We start from the raw sequence: 22,244 nt of genomic DNA, 5'->3' as shown, positions 1-22,244 counted from the left end.
GAGGTGAGCGGGGCGGGGTGGCCGGGCGGCAAGCAGACCGGTGCGGCTGGGCTGGCGGTGCCGGTGGGAGCCGGTGCCTTGATGGCTTGCGGGTGGTGACGGGAAGCGCCGCCGGTGGTGTGGTGAGGGGGTCCGAAGGACCATGCGGGGTGTTGGTTCTGGGTCCCTCGCCGCGTCAGCGGGCGCAGCCAACCTGCCCGGTTTGGCGGTGTCAAGCCGGACGAAACCGGACCACAGCAGCAGCGATGCGGCTTGATTCCGCCAAACCGGGCTGGTTCCGTTTACGGCGATGACGTGGCGAGGGACCCAGAACCTTGGCGACCACAAGCAGCACCGCCGCCGGACAACGCGGCGCAGGCAACAGCGGATAGAAGGCCGAACAGTCGCGGGCCGGCGGCAAACAGCCGGACGCGCGGGTCGCCCCCTCGTCGAGGAGGCCCGCCAGAGGCCTCAAGGTGCCCACCAAACGCGGCTGGCGCCCGCCAGACCAAACGCGTGCGCAGTGACTCGGACCCACGCGCGGTCGTGCACGCGAACACCGGCGGCCGCCAACGCACTGCGCAAAGGCCTGAATCGCCGCGTGGTCGTGTTCGCGAATACCGGCGGCCGCCAGCGCAACCTGCGGGGCACAACCGAACTGCGTCCCCTGCGAGGCCATCCAACCATGTGCGAAGCCGTAAAGATCGCCTGTAAAACCACAAACCAACCGCACCCAGGCACCCCGCCCGACACCAGCGTTGGCAGCCCCCGGCTTCAGAGCCACGAAGACCAGCGTTGGCGGCCCCGGCTTCAGAGCCACGAAGACCAGCGTTGGCAGCCCCGGCTTCAGAACCACGAAGACCAGCGTTCGCAGCCCCGGCTTCAGAACCACGAAAACCAGCGCGCCGCCTATGCAAGCGCGCTGGTCCCGGCTTCACTGTCCCGAATCAAACTCCTGACTCCGACACAGCCACCCCCAACCGATCCACAATCGCCTCCACCGCCCCGATGATCGCCGGCCGCAGCTCCGCCGCCTTGATCACCGCATCCACCGACCCCACCTCGACCGCGCGGCGGATGTCGTGCACGCGGTCGAACTCGGCGGCCACCTCGCTCAGCTTCTCTGCCCGCACCTGGGTGCGCAACTCGTCGAGCTCGGCGGTTAGCGCGGCACGCTCAGTGCCGGCGGCGGCTGCGGTGCGGGTCTCGAGGCCGCGGATGCGGGGGTCGGCGGCGGTGCGGGCGTCGACGTCGGCGGAGAACACCACGGCGGCGGCGGGGGCGCCGCCGAGCACCGAGGCGTAGGAGCCCTCCAGCGCCAGCACCGTCATGTTGGGGTTCAGAGCCTTGGAGAACACGACGAACGCCCCGCCGTGGTACCGGGAGATCACGCAGAAGACGATCGGGCCCTGGAAGTTGACGATCGCGCGGCCGATCTCGGCACCGTATTCGAGCTGCAGCTTGCGGAGGGATTCTGGGGAGCCGTCGAAGCCCGACAAGTTGGCCAGGACTACCAAGGGGCGATTGCCGCTGGCGGAGTTGATGGCGCGGGCGGCCTTCTTCGAAGAGCGGGGGAACAGGGTGCCGGCGGTGTAGGAGTCGGGGCCGTCAGCGGGTGGGAAGCCGCGACGGGGTACGGGCTTTGATTCGATACCGAGCAAGCAGACCGGGCGGCCGCCTAGGCGCGCGTCCTGCACCACGGCAGTTTCGGCGTCGGCCATGCCGGCCCAGCGTTCCAAGACCGGGTGGTCCTGGTCGGACAGCGCGCGCATCACGGTCCTGATGTCGAAGGCCTTTTTGCGCTCCGGGTTCGCGGAAGCGGAGAAGATGTCGCCGACTGTGTTGAAGTCGCTGCCTTCGATCGCATGCGGGAAGCCGGAGACGTCGCGGTCATGGGGGTCGTCGGTGGTGGCGCGGCGCGGAGCGATTTCGCCGGGGGCGATGTACGTGTGGTCGTAGTGCGCCATCAGCACATCGCGCGCGGCGGCAAGGTCGGGGGCCCAGTACTGCGCCTGACCGTTGGGGCCCATGACGCGGTCGTAGCCACCGATACCAAAGTTGTCCTCGGCCGACACCCCACCGGAGAAGTCCAGCGCCTGCTTGCCGGTCAGCACCATCGCAGAGTCCGGAGTCATCACCAAGACGCCACGCGTGTGCATCAGCATCGTGGCCTCAGCGTTCCAGTACGGCTGCGCCCCGACGTTGACACCCGCCGAGACGATGTTGATCTCGCCGCCGTCCTGGGTGAACTCCACGATCCGCTTCAGCGCCGCGGCGACCCAGTCCATATTCTCGGTGCCCGACTCCATGGAGATGCGCGCGCCAGCCGACAGCGCGTACCACTCCAGCGGCACCGCCATGCGCTCGGCCAGATCCAGGGCGGCGATCACCCGGCGGCACTCCGGCTCCGACAGCGCGCCGAGAGACTTGGTGGGGTCGCCGAGCAGCAGAACCCGGGTGACGCCCTCGGGATAGCGCTCGGTCGCGGTGCTGATGACGCCCGCCACGATCGCCGCCCGGTTGCCGCCCTTCGGCCGCTCGACCGGCACCAGCGCATGCTCATCGTCGAGGTCGTACTCGGCGAAGTCGCCAAGCAGAGTAGTCAGCTCGTACGGGTAGACGGTATTCCGGGCAGCCGCGCGCAGGACCTTCTGGCGGTAGCCGTCAATGGGTTCGATGAGGGCGTCAGACGGGGCCTCGACGGTTAGCTCGCGGCCACCGGCCGGGTCGAAGGAGACGCGCATAGCGACCTTCGTCAAAGCGCCGGTAAGCGGATCGCCGGTGCGGCCGATGAACAGGATCTCCTCCAAGCCGGCCCCATCGGTCGTCGGGAGGACCCGCGTGGCAATGGCCTCAAGTTCCGAGCGGGAGAAGACGATCGGCGGCCAGACGTAGACCACGATCCGGTTGGTGTTCGCGCGCAGCTTCGACGAACGCCGCGCGCGAGCGTTCCGGATCGAGTCCAGACAGGCGGCGACGGCGTTCTCGGCAGTCGGGAGCGAGACCAAGCGGCCGTCGTCGTCCCGCAGTCCGGTCAGATCGCGGATCTGGGTGAAGGCGATGAGCCGGTCGTCGGCGGCGTTCTCGCGGGCCACGCACTGGAACAGCTGGACGTCCTCGTCGGAGGAGGGCAGCCGGGTCAGGTCGAACTTGCTCAGCCGCTCGATCTGCATGCGCTGCGCAATATAGGGGTGCAGGCCGCGGATCAGGCGGTCCTCGCGGAACCCGTCGGCCGACGGACGGAACGTAACGTGATGATGCGTCACCGAGCCGCGATGGCCGGCGACGGTCGTAGTGAGACGACGAATCCCAGGCGGCAGCGGAAGCTCAGTGATGGCGTCGTACAAAGCAGCGACCATCGTGTCGTCATCAGCAGGCTGCTTCTCCCACGACAGATAAACGTCGGCGTCGACCGGCGGTTCCTCGGAGCCGGCCACCTGTGCCAGGCCGTCCAGTGCACGTCCGAGATCTTCGAACCGAACCGCGACCGATACCATCCGCGCGTCGACGCGGTCGGCGACCACGAACCGGCAGCCGGCGGCATCAGTGGTACGGATCCCGGTCAGGCCCGTGTTGCCGTAGTACCGGCGGGTCAGGACCTCCAGCATCACCGTGTTGTCCAGACCGGCGCGGACCAGGCGCTGCCCGAGCAGCCGCACCAGCGGCTCAGTACTGCTCACCATCTCCGCGACGCGATCGGCGCGATCAGCAGCCTGCGGATTCTGGTCCAGGTATCGCAGATGCCTGCGAACCCGGTCGTAGACGAGCGCCCGGCGCCGACGCAGGAACGGCTGGCCCAGCCAGGCGAACACCACACCGCGCGCCAAGTCGCTGACCACCGGAAAACGAACCTGCGTGGCGGCCACCAGATGCTCCAGCGCGAGCCCGACCCGCCGGCGCAGCGCCTCCGGCGGCGGCGCCTCCCGCAGCCACGTACGCAGCAAGGTCGCGACCGCAGCGGCATCGGAAGCAGCACGCTGCTGCGCCAGGAAAATCCGGAACACCGCAGCCTGCAGGTCCGGTCCGGGCTCCAGGTCAGTGACGCCATAATGCGCCAGCGCCTTGGAGAGCTTCGCCTGGAAGGCCGCTGGAAGCCCAGCGCGCTCGACGTCCAGGCTCTGCAGGTACGTGTGGAAGTACTCGCGGGCACTGTGCACGTGGCCCTGGTTGTGACCGCCGAACTCCTCCCCCGCCGGGCGGTTGCGGCTGAGCTCGGCCAGGTCGGCGAAGACCTCGACCAGCGCAACCTCGGCGGCCAGCGGACGGTCGCCGGCTTCGACGGCGGCTTCCCGCGCGGCGAGGTAATCGTCCAGGACGCGGCGCTCGTCGTGCGGGTCGACGTCGTAGCCGAGCAGTAGGCCGCGCAGGTCCTCCTGACCGCGGATCAGGCGCCGCGCGGTGGGGACGGCGTCCGGTTCGGCGGGCAGATCCAGGGCGGCCGGCGCGGCGGACGCGGCAGCGGCAGCGGCAGCGGCAGCAGCGGCGGCGGACCCGACGGCGGAGGAGTCAGCACCAGATTCGGAGCCCTCATCAGCCGCCGGCTCCAACCGCAACAAAGCCTCCCCGGCCTGCACCTGACTCCCCACAGCAGCCGCAAGCTCCACCAACCGCGCCCGGAAAGGCGCCCGCAGCACCGTCTCCATCTTCATGCTCTCCAGCACAAGCACCGGCGCCCCGGCCTCGACCACCTCACCGACCCCCGCCGGCGCAGCGACCACCAGCGCCGGAGCCGGAGACCGAACCACGCCGCCCTCGTCACGACTCACCCGATGAGCGACGCCGTCCACCTCGACCAGGTGGACCGGACCATGAGTGGCGGTCAGCAAACGGTGCCGCCGGCCGTTGACGGTGATCCGGCCCAGGTGCTCGTCGAAGCGCTCGACCTCGACATCGGCGGTCTGGACGGCAACAGCATCAGCATCGACATCGGACCCTGATTCGATAAGAACCCGGAACCGGTGCGCATCAATCCGCGCGACGCGCACCCGGTGGCCCGCGCCGCGCAGCTTCAGATCCAGCGGACGTCCGCTGTCATGGCGGACCTGCGGACGGCCCCCGGCGGCGGTGTCCAGCAGCCGCCGCCGCTCCAGCGCCTCGGTCTCGCCGTAGGCCTCGATCGCGGCCGCCGCGAGCGCGACGCCGCTGTGCCGGTGCCGGACCAGGCCGCCGGCGGCGCGCACCCGGTCGATCCAGCCGGTGTCGGCGCTGCCGTCGACCACCTCGGGCCGGTCCAGCAGCTCCAGCACGAAGCTCTTGTTGGTGGCGCCGCCCTCGATCACGACCGTGGTCTCGGCCATGGCCTGGCGCAGCCGGCCCAGGGCCTGCTCGCGGTCCCGGCCGTAGGCGATGATCTTGGCGATCATCGAGTCGAAGTCGGCGGGGATGACGTCGCCGACGCCGACCCCGGTGTCGACCCGGATGCCCGGTCCGGCCGGCAGGTCCAGCCGGACGATCCGGCCCGGGGCCGGGGCGAAGTCGCGGTCGGGGTCCTCGGCGTTGAGCCGGGCCTCGATCGCGTGCCCGCGCTCGGCCGGCGCCAAGCCGTCCAGAGTGCCGCCGGAGGCCACGTGCAGCTGCGCCCAGACCAGGTCGAACCCGGTGGTGCACTCGGTGATCGGGTGCTCGACCTGGAGCCGGGTGTTCACCTCCAGGAACGCAAACGACCGGCTCCCCGGGTGGTACAGGAATTCCACGGTCGCCGCTCCCCGGTAGCCGACGGCCAGCGCCAGCCGTTCGGCCGAGGCCTTCAGGTCGGCGGCCTGCTCCGGTGCCAGCACCGGCGAGGCCGACTCCTCGATGATCTTCTGGTTGCGGCGCTGTACCGAGCAGTCGCGGACGCCGAGCGCCCACGCCGTGCCCTGACCGTCGGCGATCACCTGGACCTCGACGTGCCGGGCCCCGGTCACCAGCTGCTCCAGGAACACCACACCGGAGCCGAAGGCGCGCGCCGCCTCGGCACTGGTGCGCTCATAAGCATCGACGAGTTCTGACTCGTCGGTGATCACGCGGATGCCGCGTCCGCCGCCGCCGGCGGTGGCCTTCAGCATCAGCGGATAGCCGATCCGGGCCGCCGCCTCGATCGCGGCCGGCAGCGTCTCCACCGCGCCGCGGCTCCACGGCGCCACCGGCACGCCGACCTCCTCGGCCAGCAGCTTCGCGCCGATCTTGTCGCCGAGCTGCCGCATCGCGTCCGCGGACGGTCCGATGAAGGTGACACCGATCCGTTCGCAGAGCTCTGCGAACGCCGGGTCCTCAGCGACGAAGCCCCAGCCCACCCACGCCGCATCCGCGCCGGACGCCACCAGCGCGCGCTCCAGTACCTCAAGGTTCAGATACGGCCGGGCGGCAGCCGGGCCGAGGTCCTGGGCGAGGTCGGCTTCGCGCACGAACGTGGCGGCCCGGTCGACGTCGGTGTACAGGGCTACGGTCTCGATCCGCTCCCCGGTCTGGGCGGCCAGTCCTCGCACGGCTCGGATGAGCCGCATCGCGGGCTCCCCGCGGTTGACGATGGCGACACGCTTGAACACGTTACGGACCTTCCTCGGGGCACATCAGGAAACGAGTTCGGGCAGGCACGCGCGGAGCTGGGTGCGGCGGCAGATGCCGAGCTTCCGGTAGGAGCTGGTGAGGTGCTGTTCGACGGTGCTGACCGTGATGAAGAGCTTCCGGGCGATCTGCTCGTTCGTGGAGCCGCGCGCGGCCAGTTCGGCGACCCGCCACTCCGCCGAGCTGAGCCGGCGGGCCGGAGACGCCGGCGATCCCGACGAGCCCGACGAGCCAGAGCCCTGAGAAGCAGTGGACACCGTGGAAGCCGCTGACGCGCTCAGCGATCGCGCGGCCGGTCCTTCGTCGACCGTCAGCTGCGGTGGTTCCGGCAGCGGTACCGCAAGACAGCGTTCTGCCAGCGTCTTGGCCTTCTGGGCGTGCGCGCGGGCCTGGGCGATCTCGCCCACCGACTCCTGCGCCCGGCTCAGATCGGCGAGCGTGTAGGCCAGGTTCAACGCGTCGCCGCAGCTGTCGAGCGAGGTAGCGGCCTTCTCCAGCACCTGCGAGCGCTCCTGCGGACGCAGGGTGGCGGCCAGGGCCCGATAGGCCATGCCGCGGGCCCGCGGGTGATCCGCGGGCAGCAGCGACAGCTGTTCGGTCAGCAGCTCCTCAGCCTGCTCCGACAGGCCTTTGTGCATATAGGCGCGGGCCGCATGGACCCGCCACGGCACCGCCGACGGACAGTCGACGCCCCAGACCTTCAGCAGGTGTCCGGCGGCCAGGAAGTCCTGGACGGCGGCGTCGTGGCGGCCGCGCGCCAGGTGGAACTGGCCCCGGGCGTCGAGGTAGGCCGCGCCGCCGAGGGTTCCGAAGGCCGCGCTGGGCACCGGGAACGCGAGGTGACTCTCGGCCTCCGCCAGGTTGCCCATCGCCGTGCAGGTGAGCACGAGCAGCGAGAGCGGGATGACGATGGCCGCCCCCCAGCCCTCACGCGGCATCAGCGTGAACGCGGCGTGCGCCTGGGCCTTGGCGTTCGCGAGGTCGCCGAGGCGGTAGTGGATCTCGGCGCGCGCCGCGGTGAACATGGCGTACCAGACGATCCCGTGGGCCTCCCCCATGGAGGCACGCAGGGCGTCGCACCAGACCGAGGCCTCGTCTAGGCGGTCGGAGTAAACCAGGACCATGAGTGAGGCCAGCGCTGCCGCCGGGCCCGCGATGCCGGCCAGGGCCTGGCGCAGCACGAGTTCGGCGGCCGGGACGGTCTCGTCGTGGCCGGCGCCGCGCAGGAGCGCGCCGAGTGCGGCGGCGGCGCGGCTGTCGGGGGTGCCGGGGCCGGCTGTCGCGGAGTCTGCGACCGCCGCTCCGGGGGCGGCCGCGATGCCGGGGTAGGTAAGCGGGAGCCAGGTGCGCAGCAGCTCCGCGTATCGAAGAGCGTCCTGGCCCGCCTGGGTCTGTACTGCCTGGGTCTGGGCGTCGTCACGCAGCCGGGCGATCACCCGGGTCGCCTGCTCCACCTGTCCGTTCCACAGCAGGCTCCGGACGACGGGGACCGACTGCGCGGCGGAGAGCTCGCCCTGTTCGGCGGCGGCGAGCAGATCGGGCAGGTAGCTCTTCACCGCGGCGGGGTTGTGCCGCCACATGACCTCGGCGAGCTTGGCGGCGGTGGCGATCCGGCCCGGTCCACCGGCGGACTCCCGGTGCGCTCGCTCCAGGTAGCCGATGGCCGCCTCGTGGTCTCCATCGGCGAGCGTCTGCTCGGCCGCCTCGCACAACACTTGGCGGGCCCACGGAATCGCTTCGTCGATCCGCATCAGATGCTCGGCCGTCACCAGCGCCGGGGCGCCTTCCTGGTGCAGCAGCCGGGCGGCACGTGAGCGCATCGGGTGCCGGTCGTGCTGCGGGATGCTGCGCAGCACCGCCTCCCGCACGCTCGGCTGCCGGAGCAGGTCGTAGTCCAGCAGGGCCCCGACGGCCGGAGATGCGGCGACGTGCCCGACGGCCTCGGGGTCCAGGCCGCACAGCCGCGCGACGACGGTCGGCGACCGGAACTCCCCCAGCGTGGCCGTGGCCTGTGCGATCTCCAGGACGACCGGTTCTGCCCGGTACAAGCAGCTGAGCACCGCACGGCCGAAGGCCGGGCCGGCCATCGTCCGCCGGGCGGCGGACCCGCTGGCCGAGGCGGGCGAGGCGTTGGTCGAGGCGGCGATCGCGCTGGCGCGGTCCTCGGCCAGCGCGTGCACCAGTAACGGCAGGCCGCCGCTGAGCGCCCGGGCCTCGGTGGCGATCCGGCCTGCCGTCTGGAGGTCGAAGTAGTCCTCCAGCACCATCGCGACTCCCGTTTCCGAGAGCGGCTCGATGTCCAGCTGGGTACAGTTCGGCATCCGCAGGAGTTCGGCCTGGATGACCCGCTGGACGCTGTCCCGCCCCATGTCGGGGCAGTAGGTGACGACGAACGAGACCGGCGCGGCGTCCAGCCGGCGCATGAGGGTGAGCAGGCACTGCAGCGACTCGGTGTCCATGAAGTGCGCGTCGTCGATCAGGATGATCACCGGCGGACTGTCGGCCAGGCGCTGGAGCGCGCCGTGCAGCAGGCCGAGCGCCGGCGGGGCGGCCTCGCGGTGCGCGCCGGTGCCGCCGGTGCCGCCGGTGCCGCCGGTGCCGCCGGTGCCGCCGACGCTCTCCACCAACGCGCGGACTTCGAGTTCCGGGCCGTCGGAATGGATCTGACACGCCCTCAGCAGCTGGTCGACGATCCCCAGCGGCTGATAGCGCTCCAGGCTTGAGGCGGTGGCGGCCAGCACGGTCGCGCCGGCGCCGGCGGCCTCGCGGGCGAAGGACTCCAACAGCGCGGTCTTGCCGCTGGCGAGCGGACCGGCCAGGGCGACCAGCCGGCTGCGTCCTTCCAGGCACTCGTTGTGGATCCGGGCCAGGGTTTTCTCTACGACGTCTCGTTCGACCAGCTTATCCATCACGTCTCACCAGTTCGCAGCACAGGGACAAGGGTTGGCTCAGCACCCGACGAATGCACGCGATCATGGGGATGTCAGGACGGGTCCAGCGCGCCGGTGGCGGCGGCGCGGTCGGGGATCCCCAGCGCGGTGGCGTCGCGCTTGTGGATCGCGGTGATGAGCGGCCCGGTCATGGCGGTGGTGATCAGGGCCATGAGGACCAGGATGGTGAACAGCCGGCTGTCGATGATGCCGGCGCGCAGCCCCACGTTGAGGGCGATGAGTTCGGTCAGGCCTCTGGTGTTCACCAGGGCGCCGATCATGGTGGAGCGGCGGTTGTCCATGCCGGCGAGCCGCGCCGCGGCGTAGCCGGCGGCGAACTTCCCGCCGATCGAGCACACCAGGATCACCGCGAGCAGGGCCAGGTCCTCGCCCTTGAGCGCGCCGATGTTGACCGTCAGGCCGGTGACCACGAAGAACAGCGGCAGCAGCAGCCCTCCGGTCTGTTCCGTCGAGCGCAGCACCTCTGCATCCGGCGCGCCGTCCGGCTTGGGCATGGCGAGTCCGGCGACGAAGGCCCCGAAGATCGGGTGCAGACCTAGGTCCGCGGTGGCCCAGGCGCCGGCCGTGGCGAGCAGCAGGGCGATCGGGACCTGGCTGGCCATCACCGAGCCGGGGCGCCGGTTCCACCACTGGAGCGCGGGACGCACCACCAGGAACATCACCGCGACGAAGACCACGAGCAGCAGCACGGTCTGGGACCAGGACCGGCTCCCGGCCGCCTTGGTACCGATGAGCGCGACCGCCAGGACGAGCCAGGCCACGACGTCCATCAGCCCGGCGGCGGCGGTGGCGACATCACCGACGACGCTGCCGGCCAGTCCGCGCTCCCTGACGATCGCGGCCAGGACCGGCAGCGCGGTGATCGACGTCGCGACTCCCATGTACAACAAGAAGGAGCGGCCGACGGTGTGGTGGCCGTCGAAGGTGCCGACGTGCTCGACGCCCAGGGCCACGGCCGAGCCGAGGGCCAGCGGAACGACCATCGCGCCGAGCGCGATCAGCAACACCGGCTTGCGGTTGTTCCGGACGGACCGCGGCTCGATCTCGTAGCCGACGCCGAACATGAAGACCACGACGGCGATCTGGGCGACGACGGAAAGGAAGGGCACTGCGTCAGTCGTGAAGAGGCGGTGCGACAGGTGGCCCGGAAACCGGCCGAGCAGGCTCGGTCCGAGGGCGATGCCGGCGACGATCTGGCCGACCACGGTCGGCTGCCCGACTCGGCGCGCAAGGGCGCCGAAGACATAGGAGGCGCCTAGGACGAGGGCGATATCGCCTATGACGTCTGCTGTGACTACATCCATGTTCATTGTGCCACCCCAACTTGTTGAGAGGTCAGCGCGCGGGACGATCGGCGCCGGTACGCGTCCGAAGGCGGGGAGCAGGCAGGGTGTCGAAACGGCGGCGGACGGACCGGTGCGACGGCGGCGGGGTTCTGTTCGGTGGTGGGCGTGGCCAACCCGCCACCCGTGCCCGACCTCGCGGTCGGCTCGGAAGACCCCCGGCACATCGCGGCCCATCTGCTTCGGATCGGCTCCGACCTGCTCTGGGAAGCGCACTTACAGCTCAGGCGAGACACCCCCCGGTGTCCGGCGGCGCATCCGCCGCCGACTTGAGGAAAGCTACCCGCTAGTCGATGTTGATCTGATTAGCTACCAGCTATCTCGTATCGGGGCCTACAGTTCCGGAACTTGAGGAGGTTTGTCAACCGTCCATGCCCGTCCTATCCTGTGAAAATTAGCTGACCGCGAATCGGGGATAGCTGGAGGTGAACGTATGCCCAGTACAGAGGACCCCGTGTCCGAGACAGAGGACCGCACCGACGCCGGGGACGGGCTGTCCACCGCAGAAGAACGATCAACGTTTGCCGTCCGTCTGGACAGCCTGTTCCGGACGGTGCGTCCGCAGGGCCGGCAGTGGACCAACGCGGAGGTCGCCGAAGAGCTCAAGGAGCGGGTGCCGAACCTGAAAGTTGGCGCGGTGTACCTCTCCCAGTTGCGTACCGGCAAGCGGAGCAACCCCTCGCACGAGTTACTGTCGGCGCTCGCGGGGTTCTTCGGCGTGTCCGTCGCCTACTTCTTCGACGAGAAGTTGGCCGACTCGGTGCAGGCCGAACTCGCCGCGGTGGAGGCCATGAAGCACGCGGGTGTCCGCAGCGTGGCCATGCGTGCTGCCGGCATGAGGGAGGACACCCTGCAAGCCATCACCGCGATCATGGACCAGTACCGCCAGATGCAGGGCCTGCCGCCCGTCGGCGACGGCGACAAGAAATGAAGCCCCCGGCGGGGCCCGACACGGCCGAAGGCGATCGCCGCAAACAACTGCGCCGTCTGCGCGGGCGCTGCGAGCGCCGGATCCGCGACCTCGACCTGCCGACCCCGTGCGACGTGGCCACCTTGTGCCACACGCTCGAGGACAAGCGGAACCGCCCGATCGCGCTGGTCCCGCTGGCGATACCGGCCGCGTATCCCTGCGGGCTGTGGGTCGCCGGCCTCGTGGAGGACCTGATCTTCTACGACACCAACACCACCAGCGCCCACCAGGACCACATCATCCTGCACGAGCTCGGCCACATCATCTGCGGCCACCACGGGCTGGGCCTGCCGGACGACACCAGCTCCCGGCTGCTCTTCCCCAACCTCGACCCGGCGATCGTGCGCGACATGCTCATGCGCACCACCTACGACGACGTCCAGGAGCAGGAGGCCGAGGTCGTCGCGCACCTGCTCGCCGAGCACGTCGACACCTCGCTGCGGCCCGCCGATCCGGAGTCAGGGCCCGAGGAAAGCGTCATCGGACGCATCGAGCGAACCCTGCTGTAGGGCCTCTCCCGAAGCCCTACAGCACGTTCTGACTACTCCCGTAGGCCCGCGGCGGCCTGCGGACCCCGCGTCAGCCGCCGAGGGCGGACAGTTCCTCGGCCAGTACGTCCACCGCGTACCGGACTTCCTCGCTGTGGTGCTCGCTGGTCATGAAGAACCGCAAACGGGACAACTTCTCCTCCACCGCGGGGTGCAGGATCGGGTCCACGACGATGCCGCGCTCGAACAACCGGCTCGCAAGCCTCAACGTTTTTGCGGAATCCCCGATGATGCACGGCACGACCGGAGTGGCCCGGCTGGACCCGATGTTCACGTTCGCGTCCTCGGCCAGTCGCCGGAACAAGTCAGCGTTTTCATGCAGGGCCGCCAAGCGTTCCGGTTCGCTCCGGATGAGCTGGACGGCGGCGAGCGCCGCGGCGGCGTTGGCCGGTGTGAGGCCGGCGCTGTAAACGAACCCGGGCAGCGTGTACTTCAGCCAGTTGATCGTCCTGGCCGATCCGGCCAGGTATCCGCCGCAGCTGGCCAGCGACTTGGACAGGGTGCCCATCCACAGATCGACGTCGGACCGGTCGACGTCGAAGTGGTCTCCGACGCCGCCGCCGCGTGACCCCAGAACCCCGACGCTGTGCGCTTCGTCGACGAAGAGCAGGGCGCCGTACCGCTTCTTCAGCGCGATCAGGCCGGGGAGTTCGGCGATGTCGCCGTCCATGCTGTACGCGCCCTCGACCGCGATCAGGACCCGGCGGAAGTTCGATCTGGTCCGCCGCAGGATGTCGTCCAGCTGCTCGACGTCGTTGTGCGCGAACGGACGGCGCTTCGCGCCGGACAGACGGCAGCCCTGAAGGATGCTGTCGTGCGCCAGCGCGTCGTGCACGATCAGGTCCTTGGGCCCGACGATATGCCCGATGGCGGTGACGTTCGTGGCGTGCCCGCTGACCAGCGTGACGCAGTCCTCGGTGCCGAGCAGGCGGGACAGCTCCTGTTCCAGCTGCCGGGTCAGCGGCCGTTCGCCGGCCAGCACCCGGCTCGCCGAGACCGACGATCCGTAGCGCTCCACCGCGGAGCGGACCGCTTCGGTCACCACCGGATGGCCGGACAGCCCCAGGTAGTTGTAGCTGCTGAACGATATGTACTGCTTGTTGTCGATGGTCGTCGTGTTGCGGATGTTTCCCTCGTGGATGCGGAAGTAGGCGTTGGGAAGGCCCAGCTTCCGGATCTCGCGGACTCGCGCCTCGAACTGGTTCAGCTCGGCGAAGCCCTCTATGCCGGTGCTGTCCGGCTCCCAGGTGACCTCCGGCAAAGGCTCCTCCACTGCCTGGCGAATCAGGGTACTGCTCAGGCCGACCACGGCCGGGTCGGCCTCGATCAGGCCGGCGATCTCCGCGATGGTGACCTTCCCGACCAGTTCGTCCAGCATCTTCCGTAGGCCGGGGATGCGCTTCTTGATGCTGACGTCCAGTTCGCGAATCATCAGCGAGTCGAATCCGAGGTCTTCCACCAGCCCCATGTGGTCCTGGAGGTCGGAGACGGAGAACGCGCTGATCCGCGCGACCTCTTCGAGGACTAGCCCGAGGATGTCCACGCCGGCCGGCGCCGTCGCCGGCACTGCATCAGGGACCACATCAGACACCACACCAGGCACTACACCAGACATTGCATCGGGCACTGTTGCGGACACCGCTTCGGGAAAGCGCGAAGAGGCCGCCACTGAAACAGGCGCGATCTCGTCGATGCTCTGCTTGCTCTCGTCGACGATCCAGTAGTGCTTCGGGGCCAGCGGGCTCGGCGGCAGAGTACACAGCGGCCGGGCCTCGTCCGCGTCACCGCGCGGGACGACGTCCAGATCGGTCGGCACAGTACCGAAGAACACCCCCTCCTCCGGCCTGCTCGCCGCCTCCGCGCCGACAAGTGCCGCGGCCAGGGCCAGCTTCCGGCTCGCGTCCTGCGCATCGTGGGCGACAACGGTCATCTGCTCGCCCAGAGGAGAGCGTCGGGCCAGGGTCTCGGCCACCGACGACAGCGGTAGACAGTCCTCTGCGACAGCCTTGGCCACTCCCGCAGCGTATGCGGCCAGACCCGCACAGTCCCGGGCGCTGAACACCAGCACTTCCGGCCGCGGAGCCGGCTGCGGGTTAACCGGGGCCGCCGACATGTCCTGCTCGATGACGACGTGGACGTTCGTCCCGCCGAACCCGAACGCGCTCACCCCGGCCCGCAGCGGCCCCTCCGGCTCGACCCACTCGGTGAGCTTCTCGGGAACCGTCAGTCCGGCCGCCTCCAGGCCCAGGTTCTCGTCCGGCCGGACGTCGGGCTGGGGCACGATCTGCTTCTTGTGCACGCTCAACACCGACTTGATCAGCCCGGCGATGCCCGCCGCGCCGAGGGCGTGCCCGACCACCGCCTTCACGGCGCCGAAGTGGGCCACGCGCGAGGTGTCCTGCCGAAGCTCTCGCAGGGCACTGATCTCGACCCGGTCTCCGACGGAGGTCCCGGTGCCGTGCGCCTCCAGATAGCCGACGGATCCCATCGGGACCGCGGCATCCTGATAAGCGCGCCGCAGAGCCAGCATCTGCCCCTCGGCCTGAGGAGTCATGCCGCCCTCGACCAGGCCGTCGTTGGACAGTCCGACGCCGCGGATGACCGCGTAGATCCGGTCGCCGGCCGCCTGGGCGTCGGCCAGCGGCCTGAGCACGAGGACGCCGGCCCCCTCGCCGAGCACGAAGCCGTCGGCCCTGGTGTCGAACGGACGGCAGGTCCCCGACGGGGACAGCGCGCCGATCCGGCACAGCCCGATGAGCAGGTCGGGGACCAGGATGAGCTGCGCGGCCCCGGCCAGCGCGATCTTGCACCGGCCGGTACGCAGGGCGAAGACCGCGTTGGCGATCGCCGCGAGCCCGCCGGAACACGCCGACTCGATGGCGTAGCTCTCGCCGTGCAGACCGAGTGTCGAGCTGATCGAGCTCGGCCCCATGTTCATCAGCAGCCCGGACAGGGCCGTGCCGTGGAGTCCTTCGACCGCAGCACCCGCGGCCGTCCAGCCCGGGTCCGATGACGCCGAGCCGAACTCGCCCCTGGCGATCTGCCGCAACCGGAGGTTGATCGTGCTGAGCTCCCGGTAGCCGCTCTCGCCGAGTCCGACGATCACGGAGGTGTTCTCGCGGTCGAACCCCGAGGTCTCCCAGCCGGCGTCCTGGATCGCTTCTCGCGCCAGGTCCACCAGCAGACGATGCTGCGGGTCGAGGGCTCGGGCCCGGCGCGGAGGGATCTTGTAGTGCTTGGCGTCGAACATGCCGGCGTCGGCCACCGACGCCAGCCGGTCGACGTACGCGGTGTGCGTATCTCGTCGGTCGTCGCTGAAGAAGGAGTCGTGGACCCACCGCGCCCGCGGGATCGGGGCGAACTGCGGTTCCGGGTCCTTCAGCAGGTTCCAGTATTCGTTGACGTTCTCAGCCCCCGGAAAGCGACAGCTCATCCCCACGATGGCGATGTCGTCCCGATTTGGCGCATGGTTGAGCGGTAGCACGATGTTCCCCTCCCTGCGAAGCATGCTCGAAGGGCAGTGGCGTCTGCCCGGAGCAGCGGCGAGTGTTAACTCTCAACAGACGTGCGGATCTGCGGACCGGGGGGTCGCCCCGGCCGCCGGTCAGCCGGCCGTCGGAAGGCCGACGCGCTGCCGCCACCAGGCGGCAGTGGTCTGGATCTGGTCGTCGAGCGGAGTCGGTTCCTCCCCGAACCTCGCGCTGTAAGCGCTCGAATCCACTACGAACGGCCGGTCGAACTGGTAACGCACCTCCCGCAGCTCCCGCAGCAGGGGTGAGGTCATGGACCCGACGCGCAGGACGGCGGCCGGCACCGACCGCACCGGCGGCGCGGTCACGCCCGCCTGTGCGGCGAGCTTGCCGATCATCGACCGGGCGGACAGCGCGGGTGCGGTCGGCACGTGCCAGGCCCGCCCCCATGCCTGTTCGTCCTGCGCCAGGCGGGCCAGGGTCCGCGCGACGTCCGGCACGTAGGTCCAACTGTGTGCGGCATCCGGATCGCCCATGACCCGGATCGTCTTGCCCTGCAGCAGCTGCGGCATGACCCGGCCGGCAAGGTGGCCGCCGTCGGTCACGCCCGGACCGAAGAAGTCCGAGGGCCGCGCCTCGGTCATCCGGACCCGCCCTCTCTGGTGGGCTTCCCAGGCCTGGCTCCACACCGCCGCGCGGGTACGGCCCTTCGGGCCGGTCGCCGCGAGCGGAAGGTCCTCGGTGAAGGCCCCGTCGACCGGTCCGTAGGAGTAGAGATTGCCGAGGGTCACCAGCACCGCGCCCGATGCCTCGGCCGCGGCGAGCACCGACGAGGCCAGCGCCGGCCACTCCTGCGGCCAGCGGTGGTACGGCGGGCACGCGCAGTTGATGACCGCCGCGGCCCCGGCCGCCACCGCGATGAGCGCGGCGGCGTCGGTCGCGTCCAGCCTGACGTGCTCGACCCCCGGCCGGGGCGGCTGGTCCGAGCGGCTGACCGCCCGGACCCGGTGGCCCCGGGCGGCCAGGAACTCAGCCGTGGCCGCCCCGGCCGGACCGCTGCCGACCACGAGGTGGAAGCTCATATCTCAACTCTCACTGTTCTCCAGCGCGCGGCCCTGAGACATGCCGTTCCAGGACCCCCGTGCCGCATCGAAGCCGGGCAGTTTGGCGTAGGCGGACGAGACCTTCGCCAGCCAGGACACCTCGTCGGCCAGGGTCGTGGCGTCCCGCTCCTCGAATCCGGGCCGGCGGCGCTCGGAGTCCGGGACGTGTCCGTCGCGCTTGGCGCGTATCGCGTCCCTGATCCGGACCGCCTCGGCGAGCGCCTGATCGTTGTTCGGGCCCGCTCCCGGCGCCGTGCCGTTCGCGGCCTCGGCGTCGGGCTGCTCGGCGACGTCCATGTAGGGACGCAGCGCGCGCCATCCGTCTCTGATCTCGACCACCCGCCGGTGCAGCCGGTAATGCAGGTTCGAGACCCCGGAGTTGCGGGGTTCCAGAACGATTTCCGGCGACTCCTCGCACACCGCGTTCCACAGCGGATAAAGAGCCCGGTAGGAGAAGATGTTCTCGATCCACTGCCCGAGATCCGACAGGCGGGGTCCCCAGGACGGCATGGTCAGGCCGATCGACACCACGATGATGCCCAGCCCGCTGAACGCCGCGGGCACGATCTTCAACCCGTTGACGTTGGCGCCCGCCGCCGCGCCGATCATGTTGACGGTTCGCGTCACGCAATACATGAACAACAGAACCGAACCCACTGTGAGGAACCGCAAAGCGCGGCGCAACCAGATCTTGTCTGTCAACTTCGCGTACGACAGGCATGCCCGGAAGATCGTCACGCAGGGGATCGTCTGCGAGACGATGAACACGACAAGGTAAGCGAGCAGAAGAAGATCTTTACTGCCGGTGGTCAATGCCGTCGCGGGCTTGTGCGGGGCACCTGAAACGAAGAACAGCAGAACCAGGAGTACGTCGGTTCCCAACCCGAAGAACACCCAGTTCCGGATTCCGCTCCTGATGGCGGGCAATGGTTCGGCCCATTGGAGCAGCAGGATCTCGGCCCCCACGCAGTAGGCCACGGCGGCCAGGTGCATGACGAGGATCGCCGAGTTGCCCACGCCGAGCAGGTTCGGCGAGCCCGTGGCCACGGCCCCCATGGTGAAGGTCAGGCACTGCAGGAACAGCGTGGCCATCAGGGTCCGGTAGACCGCGTCGCGCCACCCCCGGCGCGCGTGGCTTGCCTTGTAGAGGAAGGCGGCGTACGAACACACCGCCGTGATCATGAATAGAGCCATCCTTGAACTGAACACAGCGCCCCCTTGTGACTTTCGCCCGATCGAGATGTTCAGTTGTTCAGTTGTCAGTCGGTGTCGCCCGCCGGCACACTCAGCCCGATGTGCTCGGCGGTCACCGCGATCGCATAATCGAAGAACGCGCCCTGGTCGCTGACGCTGTCATGGGTCCTGCTGAAGACCTCGAAGACCAGCAGGCCGATGAGATTGCTCCACAGGACGATGCCGCGCTCCAGCAGGTCGGAGTAGGGCTCCGGCGGCAGGCCGCCGAACACCTCCACCGCTTCCTGCCGGATCAGCGGAGGCCCGGGGATCGGGCGGCGCGGCGGCTCCAGCGCACCCTCCTCCAGGGCGGCGCGCACGATGCCGGCGAGCACGGCAGGGGTGCGCGCGGCAGGCGGCACGGTCTCCGGCGGCGCGTCGTAGCCGGGAACCGGGGAGCCGTAGATCAAAGCGAACTCGACCGGATTCGTGATCGACCACTGACGCAGTCCCCGAGCCGCGGCCAGCAGCCGCCCTCCGGGACCGGCCTGGCGTTCGCGGGCGTCGAGATCGGCTTCTTCCATCGCGGTGGCGGACGCGTCGTAGGCATCGATGATCAGTGCGGTGAGCAGATCATGAGGATGTGCGAAAGTGATCCGATCCGTCGCCACATCGAGTTCTTCGGCCACGGCGACAATTGACAGACCGTTCGCGCCCAGTTCGGCGAGCAGCCGCCGGGCGGCTTCCTTAACGGATTCCTCAGGAACTGCTTGTGACTGACTGTTGTTCATTTCGGACGCGTTCACGATGAGTGAGTCTTCCAGCACCGACGGCACTGCGGCAAGGACTCCAAGCGAAAATCTCGTGACTTTGCGTTGTCATCGGCGTTCTGGTTCACACCTGATGATGTGTCACCGGATCGAGCCGACGAAGGCCGGTCCGGCAATCTACTAGGCCCCCATATACGCGGTGGAACAGACTTCCACCAGGTCGGAGAGTCACATATACGGACCCTCCGATCGGCAATCCTCTCCTGACAAATTCCCCGCGACGTGGGACCGGGGCCGGGATGCCCGGTAATGTCGGTTTCGCGTCCCGGCCTCGGCAGTCCACTATGCGGAAGAAGTTGTCAAGAATTCACAGAACTGTCTGTCAAGTTCCGAACACCGCCGGCAGCCGGAGCGGCCCCGCCGGCCGGCGGCTCGATCGCCAGATGCGGCATCCGGCGGTCCAGCCACTTCGGCAGCCACCAGTTGGCCGGGCCGAGCAGATACATCACCGACGGCACGAGCACCGTCCGCACGATGAAGGCGTCCAGGGCCACCGCGGCGGCCAGGCCCACGCCGAACTCGGCGACGTCGCGCTGGCTGGTCAGGGAGAACGCGGCGAACACCGCGATCATGATCAGCGCCGCCGCGGTGATCACCCGCGCGGTGTGGGTCAGGCCGGCGATCACCGCCCGGGTGTTGTCCCGGGTGTGCGTCCACTCCTCGGCCATCCGGCTGACCAGGAAGACCTGGTAGTCCATCGACAGGCCGAACAGCACCGCCAGCACGATCTCCGGCATGTAGCCCATGATCGGGCTGGCCGCGCCCTGGCCGAACAGCCGGGTGCCCCAACCCCACTGGAAGTACGCGGTGAGGACGCCGAACGAGGCCGCCGCCGCCAGCAGGTTCAGCAGCGCCGTCAGGGTCGGGATCAGCAGGCTGCGGAAGGCCACCAGCAACAGCAGGAAGCTCAGCCCCACGACCGTGACCAGCAGCAGCGGCAGCTTGGCGTTCGTCATCGCCGCGAAGTCGTCGTTCGAGGCCGTCACGCCGCCGACGTAGACCTTCAGCGCGGTGCCGTCCGCGTATTCCGGCACCACTGAGTCCCGCAGATGGTTGATCAGATCAGAGGTCGCCTGGGCCTGCGGCGCGGTCTTGGGCAGGACCTGGGTGACCTCGATCGCCGAGCCTCCGGCGGCCGGCGTGGCCGGCGCCGGCGGGGCCTGCACGGCGGCGACGCCCGGCACGGTGGCCAGCGCGGTGTCGAGCCGGTCCAGTGCGGCCTGGTCGGCCGGGGAGTGGACCTCGGAGACCAGGAACAGCGGGCCGTTGAAGCCCGGCCCGAAGCCGTCCGCGAGCATCTCATAGGACTTATAAGAGGTGCTGGACGTGGCGTCGTTGGACGCGTCCACGAAACCCAGCTTCAGGTGCAGCACCGGAGAGGCGATCAGGAGCATGGCCGCCAGCCCGACGGTGGCGAGCACCGGGGCGAACCGCGGCACGGCCTGCGCCCAACGGGCCCAGGTGCCCTGGCCGCTCTCCGCCCGGCCCTGTTCGCCGGCCAGGAGCGCACGGCGCCGGCGGCGGCCCAGCACCCGCAGACCGAACACCCCGAACAGAGCCGGCAGCAGCGTCAGGGAAGCGATCACAGTGCACACCACGGTCATGGCCGCCGGGACGGCCAGCCCGTTGATGAACCCGACGCCGATGGTGAGCAGGCCGAGCAGGGCGATGCACACCGTGCCGCCGGCGAACAGGACCGCGCGGCCGGTGGAGTTCAGCGACTCCACGGTCGACTGCTCCGGGTCCAGCCCAGCCTCCAGGCCGCGGCGGTGCCGGGTCAGGATGAACAGCGCGTAGTCGATGCCGACGCCGAGGCCGATCAGGGCGCCGAGGACCGGCGCGACGCCGTTCACGGCCATCACGTGACTCAGGGGACTGACCAGCAGCATGCCGCTGCCGACCCCGGCCACCGCGGTGACGATCGGCAGGGCCGTGGCCAGCAGGGATCCGAAGACCACGAACAGGATGACCGCGGCCGCGGCGATGCCGATCGCCGAAGAGGTGGAGGACGGCGGCGTCTGGACGCTCTCGATCGCGGCGCCGCCGAGTTCGACCGCCAGGCCCGGCTCGCGGGCCGCGGTGGCCGTCGAGATCACCTGCTTGACGTCGTCGTGGTTCAGGGTGTCGGCCTGCTTGGTGAAGTTCACCGTCGCGTACGCGGTGCGCTTGTCCGAGCTGAGCTGGACCTCGCCGCCGGGGCTGTAGGGGCCGGCGACCGAGGCCACTTCAGGCAGGTGCGACACCTGGGTGAGCATCGCGGTGATCCGCTGCTGGACCGCCGGCTCGGTGACGCTGTGGCCGGGACCCACCTGCCAGACGATCTGGTCGGCGTCGCCGGCCTGCGCCGCGCCCGACCGCTGGAGCAGTTCCTGGGCGGTGTTCGAGCCCGTGCCCGGCAGCACGAGGGAGTTGTCGGTCTTGTTCTTCACCACCCCCGACATCACCCCCAGGCCGACGAGCAGCGCCACCCAGATGGTGATCACGACGAAACGGTGTTGATAACACCAGCGTGCGAGGGCAGACATGGTCAACCAATCCTTAATTCTGCTTGCCGTAGAGGTGCAGGGCGATCGGAGTGCAGGCGAAGAAGACGACGGCGGTGGCGATCAGGGACCAGGCGACGGCGCCGCCGGTGCTGCCGGCCCCGCCGGCCCCGTTCATCAGGTCCCGGGCCGCGCTGGCGATGTGGCTCAGCGGGTTGACGTCGACGAAGTCCCGGAGCCAGCGCGGCATGGTGCCCGGTGAGACGAAGATGTTGCTGGCGAACGACAGCGGGATCAGGACCGCGTTGGCGATGCTGATGACCACCGCCGCGTCCCGCACCAGCAGCGCGACCACGGCCCACAGCACGGACAGCGCGATCCCGAAGGCGACGACCACGGCCACCGCGGCCAGCACGCCGAGCGCGCCGCCGTGCGGGCGGTAGCCCATGACCAGGCCCAGGACGATCACGATGGCCGAGGCGAACAGGTAGCGGAAGGCGTCGCTGAGCAGGCCGCCGAGGACGAAGGCGCCGCGCCAGATCGGCAGGCCGCGGAAGCGGTCGAAGGCGCCGTTGTGCATGTCCTGCGCCAGGCGCGCGCCGCCGTACATGGTGACGATGGCGATGCTCATCGTCAGCACGCCGGGCAGCAGGGTCTTGAGGTAGTCGCCGGTCGAGCCGCTGATGGCGCCGCCGAACAGGTAGGTGAACAGGACGGTGAACAGGATCGGGATGGCGGCGGAGTCGACCAGCTGCTTGGGGTCGTGCTTGATCTTGAGCAGGGCGCGGCTGCCGAAGGTCGCCGAGGCGGTGAACGGGCCGGCTTTGCGGCCGCGCTTGCCGGAGGCG

11 protein-coding genes are annotated in these 22,244 nt (G+C 69.7%); 2 read left to right on the top strand and 9 right to left on the bottom strand.

Annotation, left to right across the window (positions count from 1 at the left end):
- Positions 1-926: 926 nt before the first annotated feature.
- The 3 genes from GWK61_RS60020 to GWK61_RS37265 form a co-directional block, all read right to left on the bottom strand.
- Positions 927-6,506: an ATP-binding protein gene (locus tag GWK61_RS60020; RefSeq protein ID WP_194916412.1), complete on the bottom strand. Its 5,580-nt coding sequence runs from the start codon at positions 6,504-6,506 to the stop codon at positions 927-929.
- Positions 6,507-6,530: 24 nt separating this feature from the next.
- Positions 6,531-9,434, bottom strand: a complete 2,904-nt coding sequence (locus tag GWK61_RS37270; protein ID WP_194916411.1) for a helix-turn-helix transcriptional regulator — start codon at positions 9,432-9,434, stop codon at positions 6,531-6,533.
- Between the two features lie 74 nt (positions 9,435-9,508).
- Positions 9,509-10,780: a cation:proton antiporter gene (locus GWK61_RS37265; protein ID WP_194916410.1), complete on the bottom strand. Its 1,272-nt coding sequence runs from the start codon at positions 10,778-10,780 to the stop codon at positions 9,509-9,511.
- 532 nt (positions 10,781-11,312) lie between these two features.
- Here GWK61_RS37265 and GWK61_RS37260 point away from each other — a divergent pair.
- Both GWK61_RS37260 and GWK61_RS37255 read left to right on the top strand, forming a co-directional pair.
- Positions 11,313-11,750, top strand: a complete 438-nt coding sequence (locus tag GWK61_RS37260; RefSeq protein WP_194916414.1) for a helix-turn-helix domain-containing protein — start codon at positions 11,313-11,315, stop codon at positions 11,748-11,750.
- Positions 11,747-12,298, top strand: a complete 552-nt coding sequence (locus tag GWK61_RS37255) for a toxin (protein WP_194916409.1) — start codon at positions 11,747-11,749, stop codon at positions 12,296-12,298. The genes GWK61_RS37260 and GWK61_RS37255 overlap by 4 nt, the downstream gene beginning before the upstream one ends.
- Before the next feature lie 70 nt (positions 12,299-12,368).
- Here GWK61_RS37255 and GWK61_RS37250 read toward each other — a convergent pair whose 3' ends face one another.
- The 6 genes from GWK61_RS37250 to GWK61_RS37225 all read right to left on the bottom strand — a co-directional run.
- A complete protein-coding gene (locus tag GWK61_RS37250; protein ID WP_194916408.1) occupies positions 12,369-15,845 on the bottom strand; it encodes an aminotransferase class I/II-fold pyridoxal phosphate-dependent enzyme in 3,477 nt (1,158 codons plus the stop codon).
- A gap of 96 nt (positions 15,846-15,941) precedes the next feature.
- The gene (locus GWK61_RS37245; protein WP_194916407.1) at positions 15,942-16,889 is read right to left on the bottom strand and encodes an NAD-dependent epimerase/dehydratase family protein; all 948 of its coding nucleotides are present in this window, start codon (positions 16,887-16,889) and stop codon (positions 15,942-15,944) included.
- A gap of 3 nt (positions 16,890-16,892) precedes the next feature.
- Positions 16,893-18,092: an MAB_1171c family putative transporter gene (locus tag GWK61_RS37240; RefSeq protein ID WP_194916406.1), complete on the bottom strand. Its 1,200-nt coding sequence runs from the start codon at positions 18,090-18,092 to the stop codon at positions 16,893-16,895.
- A 77-nt stretch (positions 18,093-18,169) separates the two neighbouring features.
- Entirely contained in the window at positions 18,170-18,919 is a 750-nt protein-coding gene (locus GWK61_RS37235) for a TetR/AcrR family transcriptional regulator (protein ID WP_323747924.1), read from the bottom strand.
- A 293-nt stretch (positions 18,920-19,212) separates the two neighbouring features.
- Entirely contained in the window at positions 19,213-21,396 is a 2,184-nt protein-coding gene (locus GWK61_RS37230) for an MMPL family transporter (RefSeq protein ID WP_323747923.1), read from the bottom strand.
- 55 nt (positions 21,397-21,451) lie between these two features.
- Positions 21,452-22,244, bottom strand: a 793-nt coding sequence (locus GWK61_RS37225; RefSeq protein ID WP_194916404.1) for an ABC transporter permease, incomplete at its 5' end; no start/stop codon positions are given.

The sequence above is a fragment of the Catenulispora rubra genome (assembly GCF_015356825.1).
Taxonomy (GTDB): domain Bacteria; phylum Actinomycetota; class Actinomycetes; order Streptomycetales; family Catenulisporaceae; genus Catenulispora; species Catenulispora rubra.
This window is presented reverse-complemented; position numbering and strand designations above follow the sequence as displayed.